This window comes from Ornithinibacillus halotolerans, from assembly GCF_014637405.1.
Classification (GTDB): domain Bacteria; phylum Bacillota; class Bacilli; order Bacillales; family Amphibacillaceae; genus Ornithinibacillus; species Ornithinibacillus halotolerans.
The window spans coordinates 284,566-303,586 of sequence record NZ_BMEY01000001.1 but is presented as its reverse complement, the minus strand read 5'-3'; the positions used below and the strand labels follow the sequence as shown (position 1 = coordinate 303,586).

The following is a 19,021-nucleotide window of genomic DNA, read 5'->3' as shown; positions in this document are numbered from 1 at the left end:
AGTATAAACCTTAAGATTTAAATGATTAATAAAATTGAATATTCCGTTTCGAGGAGGGAGTCATCATCATGACTAGGAAAGGCTATAATATAGCAGTAGTTGGAGCAACAGGAGCAGTTGGGCAAAAAATTATAGAAGTTTTAGAGGAAAGAGATCTTCCTATCAATCAATTAAAGCTTCTATCCTCAAAACGTTCTGCTGGTACTATTATAAATTTTAAAGGTAATGATTTAATAGTTGAGGAAGCAACAAATGATAGTTTTGAAGATATAGATATTGCCTTGTTTTCAGCAGGTGGTTCCGTTTCAAAGCAATTTGCCAATGAAGCGGTGAAACGTGGAGCGGTTGTAGTTGACAATACGAGTGCATTTCGAATGGATGAAAATGTCCCATTAGTTGTCCCGGAAGTTAACGAAAATGATTTATTACGTCACCAAGGGATTATCGCAAATCCAAATTGTTCTACTATCCAAATGGTAACAGCATTAAAACCACTACAAGATGCCTTTGGCCTAAAACGAGTGATCGTATCGACTTACCAAGCAGTATCAGGCGCAGGTAATCAAGCTGTAGAAGAATTACGAAACCAGACTCAAAATTATTTAAATAATGAAGAAATTCATCCTGAATTATTCCCTGTAAAAGGAGATAAAAACCATTACCCAATTGCTTTTAATGCATTACCACAAATCGATATGTTCCAAGATAACGGATATACGTTAGAAGAAATGAAAATGATTAATGAGACAAGAAAAATTCTGCATAAGAACGAACTTGCAGTAACCGCTACTTGTGTCAGGCTTCCTTTTTTCACATCACACGCGGAAAGTGTATATATTGAAGTGGAAGAGGAAGGGGTTTCAGTAGAAGCATTATGGGAAATGTTACGAAAGGCACCAGGAGTAACTTTACAAGATAATCCAAATATACAAGAATATCCAACACCACAAAGTGCTGCTGGTAAGAAAGATGTTTTTGTAGGTCGTGTCAGAAAGGATCTAGATAATCACAATGGATTCCATCTATGGATTGTTTCAGATAATTTATTGAAAGGTGCTGCATGGAATACAGTACAAATAGCAGAAAGAGTAATTGAAAAGAATCTGCTATTAAAATAATGTTTTTTATAGAGGTGTAAAGTGTGCAGATATTAGTTCAAAAATTTGGAGGAACTTCTGTACAAAACAAACACACTAGGAAAAATGTAATCAATCATATAGAGAATGCGCTAATAGATGGCTCTAAGCTTGTTGTTGTTGTATCTGCATTAGGTAGAAGACCGGATCCTTATGCAACGGATTCGCTTCTAGATTTAGTTGATTTTCCAGAATATTCTATTTCTACCCGCGAGCTTGATATGTTAATGGCTTGTGGAGAAATTATTTCTTCTGTTGTGTTATCAAATGAATTAAAAAAGAAGTCGATTAAGTCCATTGCGTTAACTGGTGCACAAGCAGGAATAATGACTAATGCAGATTTCAATCAAGCAAAAATAAAAGAAGTAAATCCTTCTCGGATCTTAAAGGAATTTAATGAATATGATGTAGTTGTTGTTGCAGGATTCCAAGGTAAGAATAACCTTGGAGAATTAACAACACTTGGTCGTGGAGGTAGTGATACTACAGCAGCTGCTTTAGGTGCTGCACTTAAAGCAGAACGAATTGAAATTTTTACAGATGTGAATGGAATTATGACAGCAGATCCTAGAGTTGTTAAAGATGCACGTCCTTTAGATGTTGTAACCTATAAAGAGATTTGTAATCTTGCTTATCAAGGAGCTAAAGTCATTCATCCAAGAGCTGTTGAAATTGCGATGCATGGGAGAATTCCAATCATTGTTCGCTCTACGTATGAAGAAAGTGGAGGAACGTTAGTAACGAGTACTGGTCAGATGGGTGTAGATGTTTCTGATCGACTAGTAACTGGAATAGCTCACTTAGCAAATATTTCACAAATAAAAGTTCAAACGAAAGAGAAAGAGGCTTATCGGTTTCAATCAGAAGTATTTAAAGCAATGGCAGATGTTGGTATTTCGGTTGATTTTATAAATATCTCTCCTACTGGAGTTATCTATACGGTTCCTGAAGTGCAAACAAATAGAGCAATAAAAATATTAAAGTCAAAAGGTTTTAATCCTAATGTGGTCAAAGATTGTACAAAAGTTTCTGTTGTCGGTGCAGGTATGACTGGTGTACCTGGTGTTGCTTCAAGGATCGTGCAAGCTTTAACAAATCAAAATATTCAAATATTACAATCAGCTGATAGCCATACGACCATATGGGTATTAATTCCAAGTGTGGATTTATATAAAGCAGTAAATGCGTTACATGAAGAATTTGAATTAGCTTCCAATTCGACAATTTTACATGATTTTATTACGGAAAGGTGAGTATAAATGAATTTTGGTAAAATCTTAACTGCTATGGTTACTCCATTTAATAAAAATGGAGAAATTGACTTGGATCAAACAACAAATTTAATAAACTATTTACTAGAAAATGGAACAGATGGTTTAGTAGTTGCTGGTACAACAGGCGAATCTCCTACACTCACTACAAAAGAGAAACTAGAGTTATTTTCTCACGTAGTTAAAATTGTCGACAAACGTGTTCCTATTATTGCGGGAACTGGTGGTAACAATACACAAAGTTCTATTGAATTAACAAAAGAGGCTGAAAAATGTGGAGTAGATGCAATTATGTTAGTCACTCCTTATTATAATAAGCCGAATCAACAAGGACTATATGAACATTTTAAAACTGTTGCGAATGCTACAAATTTACCTGTGATGCTTTACAATATACCGGGAAGATCGGTAATTAACATGAATGCAGAAACAATAATAGAATTAAGTAAGATTGAAAATATTGTATCTGTAAAAGAGGCAAGCGGAGATTTAGATCAAGCGGCAACTATCATTGAACATACAAGCGATGACTTTACTGTTTATAGTGGTGATGATGGGCTAACCTTACCAATGCTTTCGATTGGTGGAGATGGAATCGTATCAGTAGCATCACATGTTATTGGTAATGAAATGAAAGAAATGGTTCAGGCGTTTAATGAAGGTAATATGAAACTTGCTGCATCACTTCATAGAAAGCTATTACCAATAATGAATGGTCTATTTAATGCTCCATCACCTTCTCCAGTCAAATACGCATTAAGTATAAAAGGAATTCAAACTGGAGGAGTCCGACTACCACTAGTCCCTTTAACAGAACAAGAAGAAAATGACCTAAAATCACTAATGAATACGTTGAAATATTAATTTAATGATGCTAGGACAAAACTAAATTTCCAATTTTAAAGCCGAATAATACGATAAATTAGCTCCGGAAATATACGTAGACTCCTCGAAAAAGGAAAACGCTTTTTCTTCGTGCGATGTTTCGCTGACGAAGCGTTCCTTGTCCTGCGGGAGGAAAGGCATAGGTGAGACCCCGTTGATGCACCTGCGTCTGCAAGTTACGCTACGTAGCAGGCTTCCTCGGTGCAAGGCAGCGAAGAAGCGAATTCTTTGTAGTAGCCTGGCTCACCAGCCGCCCGCGGAAAGCGAAGTATATTTCCGGAGCGGGTTAGTTGCTCCCAAATCGTATAGTTCGGTTTTTACTATTTAGAAAAAGCTTTTGTCCCAGCCACTTTTTTCTTTAGGAATGTATTTAGTTATTTCCGTTCATACTATATTTATAGTGATTTTAGGAAGGAGTGCTTTTTTTATGGAAAAAAATCCAGAGAAAAAAGATGGACAAGAAGAACAATCAGGATCGTCATCATTAGTACAGAAAATTCAAGCACTTGGACAAACGAACATACCAACTGCACCGGATTCAAATATTCATGTCCTATCTATTATCGGTCAAGTAGAGGGACATATTCAACTTCCACCACAAAATAAAACAACAAAATACGAACATTTATTACCACAATTAATTGCAATAGAGCAAAATCCCAAAATCGAAGGCGTTATAATATTATTGAATACAGTTGGTGGTGATGTAGAGGCTGGTTTAGCACTATCGGAAATGATTGCTTCCCTGTCAAAACCTACCGTCTCTATCGTTCTAGGTGGAGGACATTCAATTGGTGTTCCAATAGCAGTCTCAACAGACTATTCATACATCGTTCCCACAGCTACAATGACAATACATCCAGTACGGTTAACTGGGCTTGTCATCGGTGTGCCTCAAACCTTTGAATACCTAGATAAAATGCAAGAGCGTGTAATTAATTTTGTAGTGAATCATTCCAATATTAAAGAGGAGAAGTTTAAGGATCTTATGTTTGCGAAGGGGAACCTTACAAGAGATATTGGGACGAATGTGATTGGTACCGATGCAGTTGAATACGGTCTTATTGATGAAGTAGGTGGAGTAAAAGATGCAATGAATAAATTAAATGAATTAATTAGTCAAATAAAAGGTACCGATCATCAGGAGGTCATACAATGATCTTATATACACCTCTTTCAGAATCTGACATCTTTCCTACCGCTGAAAATGTATATACGAATAGAGAATGCATTACATACAATGGTAGAACCTGTTTTGTCGAAAAAAATTCTCAAGGAGAGTATCAATTAATTCAACTATTATCAACTGATCCACAAGATTATTTGGATGAAAACTTTATCCCAGGAACAATAATTCAACAAAGGTAATCGTTAAATTTTGTTGTCTATGATATACTATAATTGTACATCAAGAGTTGAACCCTTGCCTAAGTGGCAGGGGTTTCAAGTTTTACAGTTGTGTAATTAGTAAGAGGTGAGTGAATGGCTAAGAAAAGAAGAAAACGGAAGAAAAGTACATTAAAGAAAACAGTACAGTTTGAACTATTAGGCTTACTATTTATATTTCTAGCAATCTTTGGTAGTGGTGCTAGTGCAATTAGTGAAGGTGCTATTCCAGGTGGATTAGAGCATATTTTTCGATTTTTTCTAGGGATATGGTATTTCACTGCTTCTTTATTTCTCTTTGTTATTGGAATATATCTTGTCATTAAAAGGGAATACCCAAACTTCCTACATAGAAAAATGATAGGTTTCTATATCATATTACTAGGAACCTTATTATATACCCATATACAATCGTATGAGAGTTTAATAGCAGCAAGCACAGATACTTCAATTATAAAAGCAACATGGAATAATTTTTTTGATTTTGTTCAAGGACAAGCAAATGCTTCTCAACTTGGCGGTGGGTTAGTTGGTGCATTTCTCTTTGCATTTTGTTATTACTTATTCTCATCTGTAGGTGCGAAAATTGTTGCCATTTTCTCTATATTAATTGGTGTTATTTTCCTTACAGAATTTTCGATGGGTGATTTTTTTACAAAATCGACCAATAAAGTAAAAGCATCTATGAAAAATCGGAAGGAAAAAGGAAAAGCGAAAACAGATAAGAGGAAATCTGAGCAAAAAGCAAATGAAGAACCAAATGAAGTTACCGTAGATGTAGAACCATTGATTGAAACAAATATAGACAATTATCCAGATGTTACGTATGCATTTGAAGGTCAAAATCATGGGGAAATGGTAGAAGCTAGTGCTAGCAAACAAGAACAACAGATAACAGAAACGGTAAATGAAGATGATGATATTGAAGTTATGCCAATGGCAGAAACAGAAAATCATGAATATATATTACCATCTCCTAACTTATTAGCAGAGCCAGCACAAAATGCTCAGTATCATGATAAATCACAAATCCAATCCGTAGTTAGAAAGCTAGAACGAACATTTCATAGTTTTGGGGTTAAAGCTAGGGTTACAAAGGTAAATGTTGGACCAGCCGTAACTAAGTATGAAGTATATCCTGAAGCTGGTGTGAAGGTTAGTAAAATTGTAAACTTGCATGATGATTTAGCCCTTGCTTTAGCAGCAAAAGATATACGAATAGAGGCACCAATCCCAGGAAAATCTGCGGTAGGTATTGAAGTGCCCAACCAAGAGATTGCAATGGTTTCTCTAAGAGAAGTATTAGATGCGACGACAAGTAATCAAACTTCTAAACTATTAGTTGCACTCGGGAAAGATATTTCTGGTGATGCGATTTTAGCTGAACTAAATAAAATGCCACATTTACTTATTGCAGGTGCAACTGGAAGTGGAAAAAGTGTCTGTGTAAATGGGATTATTACGACTATTTTAATGCGGGCAAAACCACATGAAGTGAAAATGATGATGATAGACCCGAAAAAAGTAGAATTGAATGTTTACAATGGGATACCACATTTGTTAGCTCCAGTTGTTACTGATCCTAAAAAGGCCTCTCGTGCACTTAAAAAAGTTGTTGCAGAAATGGAACGACGTTATGAATTGTTTTCTGACACAGGTACTAGAAATATTGAAGGCTATAATGAATTTATTCGTAAGATTAATCATTCAAGAGAAGAATCAGAGCATCAACCAAACTTACCATATATAGTTGTAATAGTAGATGAATTAGCTGATTTAATGATGGTTGCTTCTAGTGATGTTGAAGACTCGATTACTAGACTTGCACAAATGGCAAGAGCAGCTGGAATACATTTAATCATTGCAACGCAAAGACCATCTGTTGACGTTATCACAGGGGTTATTAAAGCAAACATTCCATCCAGAATTGCTTTTAGTGTATCTTCCTCAACAGATTCACGAACAATTCTTGATTCTGGAGGCGCGGAGAAGTTATTAGGTAGAGGAGATATGTTATTTTTACCAGTAGGATCTTCTAAGCCGGTTCGAGTTCAGGGTGCCTTTTTATCAGATGATGAAGTAGAGAGAGTTGTTGATCATTGTATCGAACAACAAAAAGCTAGTTACCAAGAGGATATGATTCCAGAAGATACGAATGAAGTCCGAGAAGAAGTAGATGATGAATTATATGATGATGCGGTACAATTAGTAACCGAGATGCAAAGTGCGAGTGTTTCCATGCTGCAGCGAAGATTTCGAATTGGCTACACTCGTGCAGCAAGATTAATTGACGCCATGGAATTACGTGGTATTGTTGGTCCATATGAAGGCAGTAAGCCACGAACAGTATTAGTTTCTCAAACTGAAGAAAAAACCTCTTAAATGGTATTCTATAAAGGCTAAGTGATAAAACAAACATAATCTTTCGCTTAGCCTCTTTTTTGCGAGGTTTTGAAATCGCTTCAGGGTATTATTACAAACGTTTTCAACAATATTAGTATGTTTTATATTAAATTTATTCGTCAATTTAACATAAAACTATTTATTTGTTATGCAATTAATGATATATTATTCAAGGTATGGTTGTCAGTATTTGTCGATTTAAATTTTGTTAGTAAATAGCAAATACTCAGGAGGGCCTCTATGTCAATAAAATCAGACTCTAGGCATTTATACTTACAAGTAATAGATAAATTGAAGGAAGATATCGAAGCCGGTAATTATAAGGAAAACGAAAAATTGCCATCTGAATTCGAGCTTGCTAAGAATCTCGGTGTCTCTAGAGCAACATTGCGCGAAGCATTACGTTTATTAGAAGAGGATAATATTGTTACGAGAAAACATGGTGTTGGTACTTTCGTTAATCCGAAACCAATTGTTTCCTCTGGAATAGAAGAATTGAATAGTGTCACTTATATGATTGAACAAGCTGGTAAAACACCTGGATCACAATATTGTTCAACAGAAATTATTGAACCTACAGAAGAGGAACGGCAGAAGTTCCATCCGAATAACATTACAAGGCTTGTGAAGATTGAACGTATTCGCACTGCAGATGGCAAACCAGTTGTCTTCTGTATTGATAAAATACCTGAAGGATTAATACCTAACGAAGCCGCAAATAAGGAGGAGTCCTTATTTAAGACATTAGAAGAACATGCAGGTAAAAAGGTAAGTTACGCGATTACGTATATAGAACCAGTCAGTTTCCAAGAAAGAATTTTTAATTTATTGAATTGTGATTTTGAACAATCGTTGCTTCTACTAAAACAAATACATTATACCGAAAATGATGAGCCAGTTTTATACTCACTAAACTATTTTCGTCCTGATGTATTTAGTTTTCACGTATTAAGAAAGCGGTTGTAATGAAATCTCATATACTTTTAGGAGGTGATGTACAACAAGAGTAGCAGTAACATAAGCAGTACACTGAAATACTTAATAAAAAAATATGGGGGTATTATTCATGAAGAAATTAAGCTTTTTATTTGTATTAATCCTTGGACTAGGTTTAATCTTAGCTGCTTGTGGTGGCGGAGATAACAACAGTGCAAATAATAAAAACAATGACAGCAACAATAGTAGTGCAGATAATGGTGATGAACCAGAATTTTCAGCTGCAATGGTAACTGATATTGGTGGAGTAGATGATAAATCATTTAACCAATCAGCTTGGGAAGGTTTAGTAGAATGGGGCGATCAACACGGCTTTTCTAAAGGTAATGGAATTGATTACGCACAATCAAATGCTCCAGAAGATTATGTTCCAAACGTTAACCGTCTAGTACGTGAAAATTATGACCTAATCTTTGGTATTGGTTTTGAATTAAAAGATACGATTCAAGAAGCAGCAGAAAATAATGAAGATAGATTCTTCGCAATTGTTGATGACGTAGTAGAAGCAGATAACGCTGTAAGTATTACATTTAAAGAACATCAAGGTTCTTTCCTAGTTGGTGTAGCTGCAGCGCTTAAAACTAAAACGAATAAATTAGGCTTTGTTGGTGGTGTTGACTCACCTCTAATCAACAAGTTTGAAGTTGGATTTATTGCTGGTGCAAAATCTGTAAACCCTGACATTGAAGTAGAAGTACAATATGCAGAATCTTTCGGTGATGCTTCTAAAGGTAAAATGATCGCAGCAGATATGTACAACAACGACATTGACGTAATTTATCATGCTTCTGGTGGTACTGGTAACGGAGTATTTAACGAAGCTAGAGACCTTAAAAATGCTGATCCAGATCGCGAAATTTGGGTAATTGGTGTTGACCGTGACCAACATGAAGAAGGAGTAATTGGGGATCATAACGTTACTTTAACTTCTATGGTTAAACGTGTTGACGTTGCTGTTAAAGACGTTTCAGACCTAGCTCTTGAAGGTAAGTTCCCAGGTGGAGAGCAATTAGAATTCGGTCTTGAAGAAAACGGTATTTCAGTAGCAACTACTAACGAAGAAGCGATGACAGAAGACATTATTTCTTCCGTAAAAGAATGGGAAGAAAAAATCCGTAACAACGACATCGAAGTTCCTACAACACGTGAAGAATTAAAGACTTTCGAAGAGTCTCTATAAAATAAATAGAGGCTGAGTAAAATTAAAGGGTATTAAAGGCGAGTGTTGCGCCATATTAGCCCCGGAAATATACGGAGACTCCTTGAAAAAGGAGAACGCTTTTTCTGCGTGCGATGTTTCGCTGCCGAAGCGTTCCTTGCCCTGTGGGAGGAAAGGCATCGGTGAGACCCCGAGAATGCACCTGCGTCTGCAAGTTTCGCTACGCAGTATGCTTCCTCGGTGCAAGGCAGCATGGAAGTAATTCCAAGTAGTAGCCTGGCTCACCAGCCGCCCACGGAAAGCGAAGTATATTTCCGGGGCGGGTTATATGCACTTGATTATGTTCTGATCGTACCATTGTTAATAATTTTGCTACAGCCTCTAATTTAAGATTATCAACTGAAGGGGATAATTTTTGTCTCTTTCATTTGGTAATTTTATAGATTAATATAATTTATCTGATTTTATTATAAAGGGGTGATTCTCAATTGGATTATGTTATTGAAATGCTAAATATACGTAAGGAATTCCCTGGTATTGTTGCGAACGATAATATCACTATTCAATTGAAAAAAGGCGAGATTCACGCGTTACTTGGCGAGAATGGCGCTGGTAAATCAACATTAATGAACGTACTCTTTGGCTTATACCAACCTGAAAAAGGTGAAATTCGGGTTAAAGGAGAACCTGTTAAGATCACTAATCCTAATATAGCGAATGATTTAGGGATAGGAATGGTACACCAACATTTTATGTTAGTAGAACCATTTACGGTCACACAAAATATCATTTTAGGAAAAGAACCAAAAACAAAAATAGGAAGTATTAACTTAAAAAAAGCAGAGAGAGAGATTCAAGAACTTTCTGATCGTTATGGATTAAAAGTAGATCCAACCGCAAAAATAAGAGATATCTCGGTCGGAATGCAGCAACGCGTTGAAATATTGAAGACGCTTTATCGAGGTGCAGAAGTTTTAATTTTCGATGAACCTACCGCTGTTTTAACACCACAAGAAATAACAGAGTTACTAGAAATCATGCGTTCTTTAGTTAGAGAAGGAAAATCTATTATTCTAATAACTCATAAACTAAAAGAAATTATGGAAGTCAGTGATCGCTGTACAGTTATTCGTAAAGGGAAAGGGATTGGAACTGTAAATATTGCCGACACGAATGTAGATGAGCTTGCATCCCTAATGGTTGGACGTGAAGTAAGTTTTAAAACAGATAAAAAACCTGCTGAACCAAAAGAGGCTGTACTAAAAATTAATGATTTATATGTTAAAGATGCTCGTAAAGTTAACATCGTAAAAGGACTAGACTTAGAAGTGCGTGCTGGTGAGATAGTTGGTATTGCTGGTATTGATGGGAATGGTCAATCAGAGCTTATTGAAGCTATAACAGGTTTAGCAAAGGCTAACGGTGGACAAATTCTTTTAAATAATAAAGACATAACGAATAAATCACCAAGAAAAGTAACCGAGAGCGGTGTAGGACATATTCCACAAGATAGACATAAATATGGTTTAGTCTTGGATTATTCTATTGGAGAGAACATTGTCTTACAAACGTATTACCAAAAACCTTATTCTAAAAATACAATTCTGAAGCCGAAGGAAATTTTCAATAAGGCAGAAGAGTTAATTGAACTATATGATGTACGTACACCGAGCGTTTACACGTTGGCCCGTGCGTTATCAGGGGGAAATCAGCAAAAAGCGATAATTGCACGTGAAATCGATCGTTCACCAGATTTATTAATCGCTGCTCAACCAACAAGAGGACTTGATGTCGGTGCTATTGAATTTATTCATAAAAAATTGATTGAAGAACGAGATAAGGGTAAAGCCGTGTTATTAATATCATTTGAATTAGATGAAATATTAGACGTAAGTGACCGTATAGCGGTTATGTTTGATGGTAAAATTGTTGCAAATGTAAAACCTGAAGAAACTGATGAAAATGAACTTGGTTTATTAATGGCAGGAAGCACAACGACGAAGGCGGGTGAATCCAAATGACCTCAAACAATAAGTTTATGACATTTATGATTCCTGTATTTTCAGTCTTCTTAGGATTATTTGTTGGTGCTATTATTATGATTATTTCCGGTTATAATCCTATCGAAGGTTATGCAGCTTTATGGAGAGGTGCTTTTGGGGATGCTTATACAATCGGAGAAACGATCCGTCGTACTACTCCGTTAATCTTAACAGGTCTTGCCATTGCATTTGCTTTCCGTACAGGTCTATTTAATATCGGTGCTGAAGGGCAAGTAATTGTTGGGTGGCTTGCTTCCGTATGGGTAGGTATAGCTATTGATGCACCATTTATTATTCATCTACCTTTGGCAATTTTAGCAGGAGCGATTGCTGGTGGACTATGGGGATTTGTACCTGGTTTATTAAAAGCAAAACTTGGTGTGCATGAAGTTATTGTAACGATTATGATGAACTATATTGCACTTCATGTATCAAATAATATTATTCGATCTGTGTTAACTGATCATGCTACAAAAACAGAAAATATTGCTGATACTGCTTCTTTAGCTTCAGACTTCCTAAGTAATATGACGTTAAACTCAAGATTACATTATGGAATCTTAATTGCTTTATTTGCAGCTGTTATTATGTGGTTCATTATTCAACGTACAACCATTGGATATGAATTGAAAGCAGTTGGTTTTAATAAGCATGCTTCTAAATATGCTGGTATGAAAGTAGGTAAAAATATTATCCTTTCTATGGTGATTGCAGGTGGTTTTGCTGGACTGGCAGGAGCAATGGAAGGGTTAGGTACGTTCGGTAATATCCATGTTATGTCTGGATTTACGAATCTTGGATTTGATGGGATCGCTGTTGCATTACTTGGTGCAAACAATCCGTTCGGGGTTGTAATGGCTGCATTCCTCTTTGGAACACTTAAAGAAGGTGCAAATGAGATGCCAACTGGAGCTGGTGTGCCTACCGAGTTAGTTGACATTATAATTGCTTTAATTATTTTCTTTGTTGCATCAAGTTATATTATTCGCTGGGCATTGCTTCGCTTTAAAAAGGAGGGGAAATAAATGATTGATTTACTGCAATCATTGATACCGACCGTGTTATTCTTTTCAGCACCCCTAATATTAACAGCACTTGGAGGAGTATTTAGTGAACGGTCTGGAGTAATAAACATTGGCCTAGAAGGTTTAATGGTTATGGGAGCATTTGTTGGTATTGTATTTACACTAACTTTCCAAGATAGTTTAGGATCGATTACTCCATGGATAGCAGTTGGAGTTGCTGGTATTGTAGGTGGTATTTTTGCGATTATACATGCTGTTGCATCCGTTTCCTTTAAAGCAGACCAAACTGTTAGTGGGGTAGCAATTAATATGCTAGCTCTTGGTGTAGGTGTGTACTTAACGAAGCAGTGGTACGGTAAAGGTCAAACCGATATGGTGGACGGTTTCTTTAGAACAGATATTCCGATCTTGCATAAGATACCAGTTATTGGACCAATCTTTTTTGAAGGTGTATATGCGACTTCCTACGTAGCAATTATTATTGCGGTTGTAGCTTGGTACGTTTTATATAAAACCGCTTTTGGTTTACGTCTTCGTGCTGTTGGTGAACATCCAATGGCTGCGGATACGAACGGAATTAGTGTATCAAAAATTAGATATACTGCTGTAATTTTATCTGGAGTATTAGGTGGATTAGGTGGTTCCGTATTTGCGTTAACTATCGTGTCTAACTTCTCCCATTCAACTATCGTTGGACAAGGATTTATGGCTCTAGCTGCTGTTATCTTTGGGAAATGGCATCCACTTGGTGCCATGGGAGCTGCAATATTCTTTGGATTTGCTCAAAGTTTAAGTATTTCAGGTTCATCTATTCCATTCTTAGATGGCATTCCGCAAATTTATCTGTTAATTGCTCCATATGTGTTAACAATTCTAGCATTAGCTGGACTAATCGGTAGAGCAGATGCTCCAGCAGCAAACGGACAGCCTTACATTAAAGGTAGCCGATAGAAGTAAGAGCTAATTTTCACGGAACTTCGTGGAAATTAGCTCTATTTTTTTATTTACAAACATAAAAATGGTAAACTATGGATATCAACAAATGTTCATTGATTGCAAAAAAACGTACAAACTAACTTATATGTTTGGATTGTATAAAATTGGAGGAACTTTTGATGGTTACAATTAAAGAAGAAGTAAAGAAGCTAGATAGTTATAACTTACATCTCATACCAAATGAAAAGTTTAAGACCGTACACATTGTTGTGAAATTAAAAGCCCCATTGGACCGTGAAACGATAACAAAGAGGGCTTTATTGCCATTAATATTACAACAAGGTCCTAGAAAATACCCTACAAGAAAAGAGTTTCAAATTGCATTAGAAAATTTATATGGTGCTGTCCTCTCTATTGACGGTGGCAAAAAAGGGAATAATCATATTCTAAGTTTTCGTTTAGAAGTAGCGAATGAAAAGTTTATCCCGAATGAATCAGATGTGTTGAAGCAAGCGATTAGATTAGTAAACGATGTGATTTTTCAACCGAATGTAGCGAATAATTGTTTTGATGAGACGATATTTAATCGTGAAAAAGAAACGTTAAGACAAAAAATTCGCTCGGTTGTAGATGATAAAATGAGATACGCAAATATGCGTTTAATTGATGAGATGTGTGAAGGAGAAGCATATCAAATTCATGTTTCAGGCTATGAAGAAGATTTAGATAAACTAACGGCAGCAGATTTATATGAATATTATCGTTCACTATTAAAAGAAGATCAAATCGATATTTATATACTAGGCGATTTAGACAAAGTGTATATGGAAGAACTAGTTGGTGAGAGTTTCCAAAGGGATCAGATTAGCCAAAGAACTGAAAGCAAAGATGAACAGCTAAACAAAAAGAAAGAACCTCAAGAAATCATTGAAAAACAAAATGTACAACAAGCCAAACTTCATATCGGCTATCGAACCAATATTACGTATAAGGATGATAATTATCCTGCATTACAAGTATTTAATGGTATATTAGGTGGATTTCCAAGTTCAAAGCTCTTTATCAATGTACGTGAAAAAAATAGTCTAGCTTACTATGCATCATCCAGGTTAGAAAGTCATAAAGGGCTATTATTTGTATTTAGTGGAATTGCTCCTGAGGACTATGAAAAAGCTAGGGATATTATGAGGCAACAAATGGATGCAATGAAAAATGGAGATATAACGGAAGAGGAACTATCAGAAACGAAAGACTTAATTGTAAACCAGTTATTAGAAACTCTTGATCACCCACAAGGTATTATCGAAATGCTATACCAACAAGTGATTGCTGAGGTAGAACTCTCTCCACATGAGCTTATCGAGAATATAAAAAAAGTAAACCTTGAAGAGGTCACTGAGGTCGGTAAAAGCATAGAAGAAGACACGATATATTTATTAACAAGTGAAGGGGGCGGGTCTAATGAATAGTAAAGAATATAAACATATTGAAGAAACATTATATGAAGAGAAATTGGATAACGGCTTAACCGTTTTCTTATTACCTCGTCCGCAAATGTCTAAAACCTATGCAATTTTCTCTACCAATTATGGTTCGATGGATCGGACATTTGTTCCAATTGGTCAATCAGAAGAAGTAACAGTGCCAGATGGTATTGCTCACTTTTTAGAGCATAAACTTTTTGAGAAAAAAGATCGTGATGTATTTGCAGACTTTAGTAAGCAGGGAGCATCAGCGAATGCATACACATCTTTTTCTAAAACAGCCTATTTATTTTCTGCCACCTCCAATATCGAGGAAAATGTAAAAACTTTACTTGATTTTGTACAGGATCCTTATTTCTCTGAGCAATCGGTGGAAAAGGAAAAAGGGATTATTGGGCAAGAAATTAAAATGTATGATGATCAGCCGGATTGGCAATCTTTTATGGGTACCGTTAAAGCATTATTTAAAGAAACACCGATAAATATTGATATCGCTGGTACTGTAGAGTCTATTAATAAGATAACGAAAGATGATTTATATACTTGTTATAACACTTTCTATCATCCAGAAAATATGACATTTTTTATTGCTGGTAATTTTAATACTGAATCGATGATGACCTTGATTAAGGAAAACCAGCAAGCTAAAGAATTCCCAAAACTAGAAGAAATACAACGCAGTTATCCTGAAGAACCAAAAGAAGTTGCTAAGAAGCAATATAAACATAAAATGCCAGTGTCAGTAGCTAAATGTACAGTAGGAATTAAAGAGTCCTATCAAGAATTAAATGGGTCAGAATTTGTACAAAAAGATTTGCTTCAGGATATGATTATTTCTTATTTTTTCTCTAAGAGCGGTCAATTTTACGAAGAATTATATAAGGAAAATATTATTGATTCTAGTTTTTATTTTGAAACTAATTTGGATAAGAATTACGGGTATTCGATTATTGGTGGTAACACTAATAATCCAGAACAATTTTCAACTAAAATAACGGAATTGTTATTATCAACTAATAATATGAAGATTACAGAAGAAGAATTTGAACGGATGAAACGGAAAAGAATTGGACAATTACTTCGTTCTATGAATTCATTAGAAAATATTGCCAGTAAATTTATTCATTATCATACCGTTCAAGTTGATTATTTTGATTTAATACCAATTATTCAAGAGTTAACTGTTGATGATGCGAATGATTACTTGAAAAATTGGATTTCTAAAGAAAGATTAAGTGTTTGTACGATATCTGCTGAATAGGAGTAACATATGGGGAAAACAGTTTTAGTGATTGGAGCTAGTGGAGATATTGGTAGCGAAATTGCTGTACAACTAGGCAAGGAAGGATATTCTTTACTTTTACATTATAATCAAAATAGGAATATGATCGGTCACGTGATCAACCGTTTACCTGAAGAATCGATAATGGATGTTATTCAAGCAGATTTATCCACTTCAGAAGGTATTGAACAGTTCTTGTCTAACATCCTTTATTCGGTGGATGCCATTGTATTTGCAAGTGGAATCGCATATTACGGTTTATTTCAAGAAACTCCAAATAAAGTGATGGATGAAATGATTTCCATTCACGTAAAGGCTCCAATGTTAATTGTCAAAAGTTTATTGCCTGAAATGGTCAAAAGAAAATCAGGGAAAGTCATCCTGGTTTCTTCTATATGGGGAGAAATGGGAGCAAGTTATGAAGTGCTATATTCTGCAGTAAAAGGTGCGCAAAATAGTTTTGTTAAGTCATTAGCTAAAGAAGTCGGTCCTAGTGGAATAACAGTAAATGCGGTGAGCCCGGGATTTATCCGAACAAAAATGAACCCCTTTTCTATGGAAGAGATTAACGCTATCGTCGATGAAATTCCATTAAATCGTGCAGGAACAACAAAAGATGTAGCGAATGCTGTTAGTTTTTTATTAAGTGAAAAAGCATCCTATATCCATGGTGAAATTTTAACCATTTCCGGTGGTTGGTCTTAAATCTAATTTTTTGTTCAAATTTATTTATTCTCCTTCATAAACAAATGCATAAACTTCAATTCAGTTTCAAATACTAAGCATGTAACATGAGAAGGAGGAATAAATATGTCTGTTCTTGATAATTTTGATTCATGGAAGCAATTTTTGGCAAATAGATTAGAGCAAGCTCAATCACAAGGGATGTCACAGCAAACAATTTCCCAAGTTGCCTATGAAGTTGGGGATTATCTTGCTAAGAGTGTAGAAGCTAAAAATAGCGAAGAAGCTGTACTAAGAGAACTGTGGAATGCCGCTTCAAAAGAAGAACAACAAGCTATTGCAAATTCCATGGTAAAACTAGTCCAAAATCAAGCGAATCATTAATGATAAGCTATATAAAAGAAGCTACGGGTAAAGTACGTAGCTTCTTTTATATTCTGAAAACAAACTTTACTAAAATATTTATTATTAATAACTTTAAACATAAGTAAAAATCATATATTATAAGGATATAGGAACATTTTGGGTATTTTGGTAAAAGGAGAGTTTTAGGTGGAGAAGACGGAATGGTATCTGGAGTATGAAATTCAAATTGATCGTCCTGGGTTATTGGGAGAAATCTCATCTTTACTCGGTATGTTGTCAATAAATATTATCACGATAAATGGTGTAGAAAATGGACGAAGAGGTATGCTAATAATTGCACATAGTAATGAACAGATTACTCGTCTAAAACTCATTCTACAAACAATGGATACCATTAGATTAACGAAACTCCGAAAATCAAAATTACGTGATCGCTTAGCAGTAAGACACGGGAAATATATACATACAGATGCCGATGACAGAAAAACTATTCGATTTGTTCGGAATGAACTAGGGATACTCGTAGATTTTATGGCGGAATTGTATAAACAAGAAGGTCATAAATTAATTGGGATACGAGGCATGCCTAGAGTCGGAAAAACTGAATCTATTGTAGCAGCAAGTGTTTGTGCAAACAAAAAATGGCTTTTTGTATCCAGTACACTAATTAAGCAGACCGTAAGAAATCAATTAATAGCCGGTGAGTATAGTAATGAAAATGTGTTTATCATTGATGGTGTTGTTTCAAAAAGGAAAGCAAGTGAAAAACATTGGCAATTAATTAGAGAAATAATGCAATTACCTGCGATTAAAGTGATTGAACATCCGGATATCTTTGTTCAATCTACAGAGTATAATATAGAGGATTTTGATTATATTATAGAACTACGCAGTCATGAAGATGAAGAAATTACTTATGAAGTAGTTGAAAACAATCAATTTAACCAGGGAAATAGCTTTTCGATGTTTGACTATTAAAGTGGATGGTGTTAAATATATGGGACTAGGAGCAAGATTAAAAGATGCAAGAGAAATAAAAGGTATCTCTCTTGATGAACTTCAAGATACAACAAAAATTCAGAAAAGATATCTTGTTGCCATTGAGGAAGAAAACTTTTCTGTTTTACCTGGAAAATTTTATGCAAAAGCTTTTATAAAGGAGTATGCAATCGCTGTTGGGCTTGATCCTAATGAGTTGATGGAAGAATATAAGCAAGATATTCCATCTCCTGAGGATGAAGATGTTACGACTCAATATACGAGAATTCATCGGTCAAGAAAAGATAATATGCCTACAAAAAGTAATGCAATATTTTCTTTCATCCCTACATTAATTGTAATTATATTAATTCTTGGAATTGTTTTCCTTGCTTGGTGGTTTATCACTACTAAAGCCAATGAAGAAGGGGAAGATACTAATTCTATCGGACAAACCGGGGATAATGATGAAATTTACCGTAATGATGATCCAGAAGACAATGTAGGTACTGATGTGAATGAAGAAGAGAATGAGACAGAGCAGCCTGAAGATACAGAATCTGAGGAAGAGGAAGAGCAAGAGGAACCTGAGCCAGAACTAACTATAGAAGTTGTAGAATTGGGAACTGCTCCACAATATCTTTCTGAATTAGAAGTTTCTAATGTTGGTGAGTCTTTAAAATTAGAATTTAATGCAGAAAATGATGTATGGCTTGATGTGAAAGATGATGGGAGTCAAGTATTCTTTACTGGTTTTGCAAGACCAAATGAACCAATTGAACTTGATGTAACTGGTACTACACGAATCTTTTTAAATATCGGTTCTGCTCCTAATTTGACTGTTAAGATTAATGATGTCGAATTAGAGTACCCTGTTGATCCAAACGAAAGAGGTGCAGATCACCAACAAATATGGTTAAATATTACTGATACGGAAACTAATACAAATGAATAGAATAAAACCCTTCTTGGAGCAATGATGTTCCAG

General features: G+C 35.3%; 17 protein-coding genes. All 17 read left to right on the top strand.

Going from position 1 to position 19,021, the window contains the following annotated elements; all coding sequences use genetic code 11:
* Positions 1-68 precede the first annotated feature (68 nt).
* The 17 genes from IEV35_RS01615 (at position 69) to IEV35_RS01535 (ending at position 18,988) form a co-directional block, all read left to right on the top strand.
* Positions 69-1,118, top strand: coding sequence for an aspartate-semialdehyde dehydrogenase (locus IEV35_RS01615; RefSeq protein ID WP_188382930.1), 1,050 nt, complete (start codon positions 69-71; stop codon positions 1,116-1,118).
* A 23-nt stretch (positions 1,119-1,141) separates the two neighbouring features.
* Complete coding sequence (dapG, locus tag IEV35_RS01610; protein WP_188382929.1) at positions 1,142-2,389, top strand: aspartate kinase; 1,248 nt, start codon at positions 1,142-1,144, stop codon at positions 2,387-2,389.
* Positions 2,390-2,395: 6 nt separating this feature from the next.
* Complete coding sequence (gene dapA / locus IEV35_RS01605) at positions 2,396-3,271, top strand: 4-hydroxy-tetrahydrodipicolinate synthase (RefSeq protein ID WP_188382928.1); 876 nt, start codon at positions 2,396-2,398, stop codon at positions 3,269-3,271.
* A 448-nt stretch (positions 3,272-3,719) separates the two neighbouring features.
* Positions 3,720-4,451, top strand: coding sequence for a ClpP family protease (locus IEV35_RS01600; RefSeq protein WP_188382927.1), 732 nt, complete (start codon positions 3,720-3,722; stop codon positions 4,449-4,451).
* A complete protein-coding gene (locus IEV35_RS01595; RefSeq protein WP_188382926.1) occupies positions 4,448-4,660 on the top strand; it encodes a YlzJ-like family protein in 213 nt (70 codons plus the stop codon). The genes IEV35_RS01600 and IEV35_RS01595 overlap by 4 nt, the downstream gene beginning before the upstream one ends.
* 114 nt (positions 4,661-4,774) lie before the next feature.
* On the top strand, positions 4,775-7,060 hold the full coding sequence (locus IEV35_RS01590) for an FtsK/SpoIIIE family DNA translocase (protein ID WP_188382925.1): 2,286 nt from the start codon (positions 4,775-4,777) through the stop codon (positions 7,058-7,060).
* A gap of 261 nt (positions 7,061-7,321) precedes the next feature.
* Complete coding sequence (locus IEV35_RS01585) at positions 7,322-8,047, top strand: GntR family transcriptional regulator (protein WP_188382924.1); 726 nt, start codon at positions 7,322-7,324, stop codon at positions 8,045-8,047.
* A 100-nt stretch (positions 8,048-8,147) separates the two neighbouring features.
* Positions 8,148-9,257: a BMP family lipoprotein gene (locus IEV35_RS01580; protein ID WP_188382923.1), complete on the top strand. Its 1,110-nt coding sequence runs from the start codon at positions 8,148-8,150 to the stop codon at positions 9,255-9,257.
* Positions 9,258-9,724: 467 nt separating this feature from the next.
* Positions 9,725-11,257, top strand: coding sequence for an ABC transporter ATP-binding protein (locus IEV35_RS01575; protein ID WP_188382922.1), 1,533 nt, complete (start codon positions 9,725-9,727; stop codon positions 11,255-11,257).
* Positions 11,254-12,303: an ABC transporter permease gene (locus tag IEV35_RS01570; protein WP_188382921.1), complete on the top strand. Its 1,050-nt coding sequence runs from the start codon at positions 11,254-11,256 to the stop codon at positions 12,301-12,303. The genes IEV35_RS01575 and IEV35_RS01570 overlap by 4 nt, the downstream gene beginning before the upstream one ends.
* A complete protein-coding gene (locus tag IEV35_RS01565) occupies positions 12,304-13,254 on the top strand; it encodes an ABC transporter permease (RefSeq protein WP_188382920.1) in 951 nt (316 codons plus the stop codon).
* Between the two features lie 164 nt (positions 13,255-13,418).
* Entirely contained in the window at positions 13,419-14,708 is a 1,290-nt protein-coding gene (gene yfmF, locus IEV35_RS01560; RefSeq protein ID WP_188382919.1) for an EF-P 5-aminopentanol modification-associated protein YfmF, read from the top strand.
* Positions 14,701-15,984 carry an EF-P 5-aminopentanol modification-associated protein YfmH gene (gene yfmH / locus IEV35_RS01555; protein ID WP_188382918.1) on the top strand — a complete coding sequence of 428 codons (1,284 nt, stop codon included), beginning with the start codon at positions 14,701-14,703 and terminating at the stop codon, positions 15,982-15,984. The genes yfmF and yfmH overlap by 8 nt, the downstream gene beginning before the upstream one ends.
* 9 nt (positions 15,985-15,993) lie before the next feature.
* Entirely contained in the window at positions 15,994-16,710 is a 717-nt protein-coding gene (ymfI, locus tag IEV35_RS01550; protein WP_188382917.1) for an elongation factor P 5-aminopentanone reductase, read from the top strand.
* Positions 16,711-16,815: 105 nt separating this feature from the next.
* Positions 16,816-17,073 (top strand): DUF3243 domain-containing protein, encoded by a 258-nt coding sequence (locus IEV35_RS01545; protein ID WP_188382916.1) that lies wholly within the window; start codon positions 16,816-16,818, stop codon positions 17,071-17,073.
* Between the two features lie 168 nt (positions 17,074-17,241).
* Complete coding sequence (locus IEV35_RS01540; protein ID WP_188382915.1) at positions 17,242-18,033, top strand: DUF3388 domain-containing protein; 792 nt, start codon at positions 17,242-17,244, stop codon at positions 18,031-18,033.
* A 1-nt stretch (position 18,034) separates the two neighbouring features.
* Positions 18,035-18,988, top strand: coding sequence for a helix-turn-helix domain-containing protein (locus tag IEV35_RS01535; RefSeq protein WP_188382914.1), 954 nt, complete (start codon positions 18,035-18,037; stop codon positions 18,986-18,988).
* Positions 18,989-19,021: the final 33 nt, after the last annotated feature.

Excerpts from the sequence above, each read along its gene's own strand:
- ymfI (WP_188382917.1), top strand. The coding sequence starts at position 15,994 with ATGGGGAAAACAGTTTTAGTGATTGGAGCTAGTGGAGATATTGGTAGC.
- dapA (WP_188382928.1), top strand. The coding sequence starts at position 2,396 with ATGAATTTTGGTAAAATCTTAACTGCTATGGTTACTCCATTTAATAAA.
- IEV35_RS01600 (WP_188382927.1), top strand. The coding sequence starts at position 3,720 with ATGGAAAAAAATCCAGAGAAAAAAGATGGACAAGAAGAACAATCAGGA.
- IEV35_RS01565 (WP_188382920.1), top strand. The coding sequence starts at position 12,304 with ATGATTGATTTACTGCAATCATTGATACCGACCGTGTTATTCTTTTCA.
- yfmH (WP_188382918.1), top strand. The coding sequence starts at position 14,701 with ATGAATAGTAAAGAATATAAACATATTGAAGAAACATTATATGAAGAG.
- IEV35_RS01615 (WP_188382930.1), top strand. The coding sequence starts at position 69 with ATGACTAGGAAAGGCTATAATATAGCAGTAGTTGGAGCAACAGGAGCA.
- IEV35_RS01595 (WP_188382926.1), top strand. The coding sequence starts at position 4,448 with ATGATCTTATATACACCTCTTTCAGAATCTGACATCTTTCCTACCGCT.
- IEV35_RS01590 (WP_188382925.1), top strand. The coding sequence starts at position 4,775 with ATGGCTAAGAAAAGAAGAAAACGGAAGAAAAGTACATTAAAGAAAACA.
- IEV35_RS01545 (WP_188382916.1), top strand. The coding sequence starts at position 16,816 with ATGTCTGTTCTTGATAATTTTGATTCATGGAAGCAATTTTTGGCAAAT.
- IEV35_RS01580 (WP_188382923.1), top strand. The coding sequence starts at position 8,148 with ATGAAGAAATTAAGCTTTTTATTTGTATTAATCCTTGGACTAGGTTTA.
- yfmF (WP_188382919.1), top strand. The coding sequence starts at position 13,419 with ATGGTTACAATTAAAGAAGAAGTAAAGAAGCTAGATAGTTATAACTTA.
- IEV35_RS01570 (WP_188382921.1), top strand. The coding sequence starts at position 11,254 with ATGACCTCAAACAATAAGTTTATGACATTTATGATTCCTGTATTTTCA.
- IEV35_RS01585 (WP_188382924.1), top strand. The coding sequence starts at position 7,322 with ATGTCAATAAAATCAGACTCTAGGCATTTATACTTACAAGTAATAGAT.